Annotated in this window: 8 protein-coding genes and 2 pseudogenes; 9 read left to right on the top strand and 1 reads right to left on the bottom strand. The window is 55.9% G+C overall.

Features of this window, described 5'->3' with window-relative positions:
- The coding region (locus tag GF617_RS26060) for a phage integrase N-terminal SAM-like domain-containing protein (protein ID WP_170953011.1) at positions 1-172 on the bottom strand (172 nt) is incomplete at its 3' end.
- Positions 173-334: 162 nt separating this feature from the next.
- Between GF617_RS26060 and aac(6')-IIc the strand changes: the two genes are divergently transcribed.
- From aac(6')-IIc to GF617_RS26020, 9 genes and pseudogenes are all read left to right on the top strand, one after another.
- The gene (gene aac(6')-IIc / locus GF617_RS26055) at positions 335-916 is read left to right on the top strand and encodes an aminoglycoside N-acetyltransferase AAC(6')-IIc (protein ID WP_012695484.1); all 582 of its coding nucleotides are present in this window, start codon (positions 335-337) and stop codon (positions 914-916) included.
- On the top strand, positions 913-1038 hold the full coding sequence (locus GF617_RS27395; RefSeq protein WP_022646489.1) for a hypothetical protein: 126 nt from the start codon (positions 913-915) through the stop codon (positions 1036-1038). The genes aac(6')-IIc and GF617_RS27395 overlap by 4 nt, the downstream gene beginning before the upstream one ends.
- Positions 1039-1121: 83 nt before the next feature.
- Positions 1122-1310: pseudogene (locus tag GF617_RS26050) on the top strand (erythromycin esterase family protein); the annotation flags it as partial.
- A gap of 93 nt (positions 1311-1403) precedes the next feature.
- Positions 1404-2759, top strand: coding sequence for an IS1380-like element IS1247 family transposase (locus tag GF617_RS26045; RefSeq protein WP_006473457.1), 1356 nt, complete (start codon positions 1404-1406; stop codon positions 2757-2759).
- Between the two features lie 241 nt (positions 2760-3000).
- Positions 3001-3810 carry an aminoglycoside N-acetyltransferase AAC(3)-IIg gene (gene aac(3)-IIg, locus GF617_RS26040; protein ID WP_012695485.1) on the top strand — a complete coding sequence of 270 codons (810 nt, stop codon included), beginning with the start codon at positions 3001-3003 and terminating at the stop codon, positions 3808-3810.
- Positions 3811-3937: 127 nt separating this feature from the next.
- Positions 3938-4351 (top strand): NAD(+)--rifampin ADP-ribosyltransferase, encoded by a 414-nt coding sequence (arr, locus tag GF617_RS26035; RefSeq protein ID WP_012695486.1) that lies wholly within the window; start codon positions 3938-3940, stop codon positions 4349-4351.
- Between the two features lie 386 nt (positions 4352-4737).
- Positions 4738-5145, top strand: a complete 408-nt coding sequence (locus GF617_RS26030) for a nuclear transport factor 2 family protein (protein WP_063613390.1) — start codon at positions 4738-4740, stop codon at positions 5143-5145.
- Positions 5146-5231: 86 nt separating this feature from the next.
- Positions 5232-6272, top strand: a pseudogene (ere(A), locus tag GF617_RS26025) (EreA family erythromycin esterase); the annotation flags it as partial.
- A 182-nt stretch (positions 6273-6454) separates the two neighbouring features.
- On the top strand, positions 6455-6602 hold a 148-nt coding region (locus tag GF617_RS26020; protein WP_072203024.1), incomplete at its 3' end, for a multidrug efflux SMR transporter.

Below are 6602 nucleotides of genomic sequence, written 5' to 3'. Positions count from 1 at the left end.
TGCCCAAGGTTGCCGGGTGACGCACACCGTGGAAACGGATGAAGGCACGAACCCAGTGGACATAAGCCTGTTCGGTTCGTAAGCTGTAATGCAAGTAGCGTATGCGCTCACGCAACTGGTCCAGAACCTTGACCGAACGCAGCGGTGGTAACGGCGCAGTGGCGGTTTTCATGGCTTGTTATGACTGTTTTTTTGTACAGTCTATGCCTCGGGCATCCAAGCAGCAAGCGCGTTACGCCGTGGGTCGATGTTTGATGTTATGGAGCAGCAACGATGTTACGCAGCAGGGCAGTCGCCCTAAAACAAAGTTAGGCCCGCACGGAATCAACATCTCATGTCCGCCAACAATGCCGCAATAGTTCTACGAGTCATGGCCGAGAACGATCTGCCAATGCTCCATGCTTGGCTGAACCGCCCCCACATAGTCGAGTGGTGGGGCGGCGAGGATGAACGCCCAACTCTTGACGAAGTCTTAGAACACTATTCGCCCGAAGTTCTGGCAAAGCAAGCTGTAGTGCCTTACATCGCAATGCTAGATGACGAACCCATCGGCTACGCCCAATCCTACATCGCACTTGGAAGTGGCGATGGATGGTGGGAAGACGAAACTGATCCAGGGGTCCGCGGGATTGACCAGTCTTTGGCTAATCCATCACAGTTAAACAAGGGGTTGGGTACAAAGCTCGTACGCTCGCTCGTTGAACTCCTGTTTAGCGACCCGGCCGTAACGAAAATCCAAACCGATCCATCTCCTAGCAACCATCGCGCCATTCGCTGCTACGAGAAGGCCGGGTTCGTTCAAGAAAAAAACATCCTCACACCTGACGGCCCTGCGGTGTACATGGTCCAAACACGCCAGGCGTTCGAAAGCCTGCGCACTGTTCAAAGCTTCAAAATCAAGGGGAAGTGGTCATGAATGGCTGCACCATCTCTACCAACTGGTATCTCGGCGTGTTCTCATCTGCCTTCGCATCTGTCGTCAGCCTAACCGGGCGTTCAACCGGACATCAACGTGCTGCGCACGTTGATGTCGGTTAACTGGGGCGTTATGCTCTGTGAGCCTGGTTATTGGCGAAGCGAAAGTATGACGATTTCAGCAATAAACGCAAAAGGATAAAAAAATGACATGGAGAACGACCAGAACACTTTTACAGCCTCAAAAGCTGGAGTTCAATGAGTTTGAGATTCTTAATCCCGTAGTTGAGGGCGCCCGAATTGTCGGCATTGGCGAGGGTGCTCACTTTGTCGCGGAGTTCTCACTGGCTAGAGCTAGTCTTATTCGCTATTTTGTCGAGAGGCATGATTTTAACCCACATTTCCCAAGTAAGGCGCTGATTTCGCTGTCCTGACCATTATATTTCCTATATAAAACATGGTGTTGAAGGCTGCGAGGGGCGCGTTTCATGGATCACCCAGAGGGTGCGGGCTTGCAACGGGCAGATCGGGTGGATTTCGACCCTCGCGTGCGGCTGGAATTTCGCGGCACGCAGCTCAGTTCCGACGGCGGCCTTCTGGTGATGCGCGAGCTTGATGACGCGCTCGGGTTGTCCGATTTGGCGTCAGCGGCGCTGCGCGATACTCGCTCTGGCAAGAACACGGTCCATCGGCTCGACGGCCTGTTCCGGCAATCAGTCTTTGGGCGGCTGGCCGGATACGAGGATGTCAACGACGCCAACCGTCTCGCCTGCGATCCGGTCATGCGCCAAGTTGTCGGCGGCAGAGCGGTCGATGCACAAGCGGCCTCGGCATCGCAGATGGGACGGTTCGAGACCGAGACGCTGGCTCTGGCCGGGAACCGTGCCGCGCTGGCCGACCTGAACGGGCAATGGATCGACCGGTTCCATGACCGTAACGGGCTGAAGTACATCGTTCTGGACATGGACAGCTCGGTCAGCCCGACCCATGGCGACCAGGAAGGGTCCGCCTGGAATGGCCATTTCGACTGTAGCTGCTATCACCCCAACTTTCTGTTCAACCAGTTCGGGATGCTGGAACGCTGCGCCCTGCGCCATGGCAACGTCCACAGCGCCGATGGCTGGCGTGATGTTCTCGACCCCGTAATTGCGCGCTACGCGGAGCGCGACCTTGGTGGCAGGTTCTTCCGGGCCGATGCTGCCTACGCGATCCCGGCGATCTATGAGCGATTGGAAGAAGCGCGGTTCTTCTACGCCATCCGGCTGCCCGCAAACGCGGTCCTCAAGGACAAGATCGCGCATCGGCTAACGCGCCCTGTCGGGCGGCCGTCACTGACCAAGGTCAAGCGGTTCTTCGAGGAATTCGAGTATCAGGCGGCGTCCTGGGACAAGGAACGCCGGGTGATCGCCAAGATCGAATGGCATCCGGGCGAACTGTTCCCGCGTGTCGGCTTCATCGTCACCAACCTGCCGATGGAGCCGGACTGGGTGGTGCGGTTCTACAACCAGCGCGGCACCGCCGAGCAGCACATCAAAGAGGGCAAATACGCCTTTCGCTGGACGCGGCTGTCGTGCCGGAAGTTCCGCGACAATGAGGTGCGGCTGCAACTGCACGCCCTGGCGTACAACCTGGCCACCTTCTTGCGCTGCATCGAGCTGCCCGAGGCCATGGCCGACTGGTCGTTGACCAGCCTGCAACTGAAGCTGATCAAGATCGGGGCACGTGTGGTCCGTCACGCCCGCACCATCACCTTCCAGCTGGCCGAGGTCGCTGTCACCGGCACGATGGTACGCGCCATCCTCGCCGCTATCCGCCGATTGCGAGCGCCACCGCTATGCGCATGATCGCGATCCACGCTCAAACTGAACGAAAGCGGCTGGACAGATCTGTCCGCTGCGCTGAAAAACGCCGCCCCTGGGCAAGGAAACAGCGGCTTCGCGGTCTGATCCGTCCAGATCCAGCAGTCTGCGCGACCGCAGGTGCCGCTTGCGGCAGAAAATCCTTGTCTAGCGCTCGGATACAGGCTATCTTCACCTCAAACGACACGCCACTTGGGGAATGCAGGATATAGAGGATGGCAGCGGAATGAACACAAGGGAAACAATTGCGGCGGACCTTTCACGGCTGGGTGTCCAATCCGGCGCTCTCGTCATGGTTCACGCATCGCTGAAGGCGATCGGCCCCGTCGATGGAGGCGCAGCATCGATAGTGTCTGCCCTGCTCGATGCCGTCGGCCCCACTGGAAGCTTGATGGGATACGCCTCGTGGGACCGGTCGCCTTACGAAGAAACGCTCAATGGCGCACGGATGGATGCGGAACTGCGCCACCGATGGCCGCCGTTCGATCCAGCCATATCAGGCACGTATCGCGGCTTCGGCCTGCTCAACCGGTTCCTCCTCCAGACACCCGGCGCCCGGCGCAGCGCGCACCCGGATGCCTCGATGGTCGCGGTAGGGCCTCTGGCCGGCACTCTGACGCGGCCTCACGAACTTGGGCAGGCTTTCGGACCTGGATCGCCGCTGGAGCGTTTCGTCGAGCGTGCCGGAAAGGTTCTGTTGCTCGGAGCCCCGCTCGATTCCGTTACCGTCCTGCACTACGCCGAGGCCATTGCCCGCATCCCGAACAAGCGACGCGTGAGCTACGAAATGCCGATCCGCAGCGAGGACGGCGGAGTGAGATGGAAACGCGCCGAGGATTTCGACTCCAACGGCATTCTCGATTGTTTCGCTATCGAAGGAGAGCCGGACGCCGTCGAGACAATTACCAATGCCTATGTGGAGCTGCGACGCCATCGGGAGGGCTTGGTCGGTCAGGCGCACTGCTACTTGTTCGAAGCGCGGGATATCGTTTCGTTCGGTGTCGACTATCTTCAACGGCACTTTGGCTCGCCCTGATCCGACGCATGGCATGCGGGATGCTCGCCCGCACCCTATCAACGACTATGTATCCAGGGTGCGCCCCGCCGAAAATACGGGCCCCGCGACACTGTGAACAGAAGCGCTTAACATCAAGGGGGACTCTATGTCTGCTACCGCAACCATGTTTGCCCAGTCGTTCTTCCATGGAACCAAAGCCGCTCTTGCACCCGGTGATCTGATCGCCGTCGGTTATCGATCGAATTTCACAGACGCGAAATCCCTGTCGTGGGTGTATTTTACAGGCACGCTCGATGCGGCGATCTGGGGCGCCGAATTGGCGGGTGGCAGCGGAACGGAACGAATTTATGTCGTCGAACCGACCGGCGCCATCGAGGAGGATCCGAACCTGACGGATAAGAAGTTCCCGGGTAACCCGACCCTGTCTTATCGCTCCCGCGATCCATTGCGCGTAATTGCTGAAGTGACGAAGTGGCAAGCACACACGGCCCAGCGGCTGCGGGAAATGAAGGAGGGCCTGGCGCGTCTGAACGCAGAAGGTGCCGAGATCATCGATTAACGTCGCCTGCCGGCAGTGCCATCATGGCGCATGGAACCGACTGTAGCCGATGACCGCACTGGTCTTTATTCGCGTCGCGGATGCCACAAATTGCTTAGCCCACTCGCCGCCTGGGGCCGATTTTCGCCCCTCGCCTTGAAGGGATTCCGAGTAGAATCCCGTGGCCATTGTTAATTAAGCAAGCGCGTTAATTAACAAATATGATCTCCGCATCGCAACCGTACCTCTCGGTCAGGTTAAACGTGTCCAGGCTGGCAAGCACTTCGGCGCTTTGCCAGTTCATGCTGGCAATCGTGCCTACGCAATGATGGGCGGCATCGTCGTGGGAACGGCGCTGACGATTCTCTTCCTACGGGCCCTCTATGTCGCCTGGTTCTGGATCCCGCGTGAAGTCGAGCAAACTGATTAATATGCACGACTTCGATCAGTTGGTGCCGTTAATTTCACCAAATGCGATATTCTGGTTCAATGACGGATCATTTTGTGGACTGAAGCAGATACGGCAAGCCTTTGAGGAAACCTGGAAAAAATTTCCTCTTGAAAATTATTGGTTAGAAAACCTGGAGTGGGTTGCCCAGTCGAAAGATTGTGCCGGATGCACCTATCACTTCCGGTGGAGGGCAATTTTAAATGGTAGCGCTCTGGAAGGCGGTGGGCGAGGAACAACTATCCTTCGTAGAGAAGCGAATGTCTGGAAGATCACTCACGAACATCTGAGCCAGTTCCCTAAACAAGACCCCAAGGGCCGACAGCTGCCGAGTAGATCGCTCGGATTGCGCCAAAAGCGGTCATGAGAGAAATGCCGCGACCTCAATGGTCGCGGCTGGCAGTTATGCAACGTCCTGTAACTGGGCCTCTCCATTGTGGAGGAAGCATGCTTAATGCGATTGGTTTGGAATGTGGGGCGATTCAGGCATCCCGGCTATCTGAATGGCTCAACTCAACAGCCGGTGCTCATGAACTTGAGCGATTTTCGGATACCCTGACCTTTTCTTTGTATGGCTCAGTGCTGATTTGGGTTAAATCATATCTACGCGAATCAGGAAGAAAACTGCAGTTAGTCGGAATCGATTTACCCAACACCTTGAATCCAAGGGACGACCTAGCGCAATTGGCCGAAATTATCCAGGTCATCGACCACCTCATGAAACCCCACGTTGATGCGCTGACTCAGTTGTTGACGTCCATTGATGGCCAGTCGGCGGTTATTTCATCGGCAAAATGGGGGGAGTTGGAAACGGCTCAGCAGGAGAAAGCTATCTCAGGGGTAACCAGATTGAAGCTCCGTTTGGCGTCGCTTGCCCCTGTCCTGAAAAATCACGTCAACAGCGATTTTTTCCGAAAAGCCTCTGATCGAATAGAGTCGATAGAGTATACGTTGGAAACCTTGCGTGTAATGAAAGCTTTCTTCGATGGTACCTCTCTTGAGGGAGATACTTCCGTACGTGACTCGTATATGGCGGGCGTGGTGGATGGAATGGTTCGAGCGAATCCGGATGTAAGGATAATTCTGCTGGCGCACAACAATCATTTACAAAAAACTCCAGTTTCCTTTTCAGGCGAGCTTACGGCTGTTCCCATGGGACAGCATCTCGCAGAGAGGGAGGAGGGGGATTACCGTGCGATTGCATTCACCCATCTTGGACTCACCGTGCCGGAAATGCATTTCCCATCGCCCGACAGTCCTCTTGGATTCTCTGTTGTGACCACGCCTGCCGATGCAATCCGTGAGGATAGTGTGGAACAGTATGTCATCGATGCCTGTGGTAAGGAGGATTCATGCCTGACATTGACAGATGACCCCATGGAAGCAAAGCGAATGCGGTCCCAAAGCGCCTCTGTAGAAACGAATTTGAGCGAGGCATTTGATGCCATCGTCTGCGTTCCCAGCGCCGGCAAGGACAGCCTGGTTGCCCTATAGGAAACCAGAAATGAAATGAAGGAGCATAACCTGCCAATCCACCGGACGGTTTTCAACCGCCGGTGATCAGCGCGTTAGATGCACTAAGCACATAATTGCTCACAGCCAAACTATCAGGTCAAGTCTGCTTTTATTATTTTTAAGCGTGCATAATAAGCCCTACACAAATTGGGAGATATATCATGAAAGGCTGGCTTTTTCTTGTTATCGCAATAGTTGGCGAAGTAATCGCAACATCCGCATTAAAATCTAGCGAGGGCTTTACTAAGCTTGCCCCTTCCGCCGTTGTCATAATCGGTTATGGCATCGCATTTTATTTTCTTTCTCTGG

It is taken from the genome of Lelliottia sp. RWM.1 (assembly GCF_016859735.1).
GTDB lineage: Bacteria > Pseudomonadota > Gammaproteobacteria > Enterobacterales > Enterobacteriaceae > Enterobacter.
This window is presented reverse-complemented; position numbering and strand designations above follow the sequence as displayed.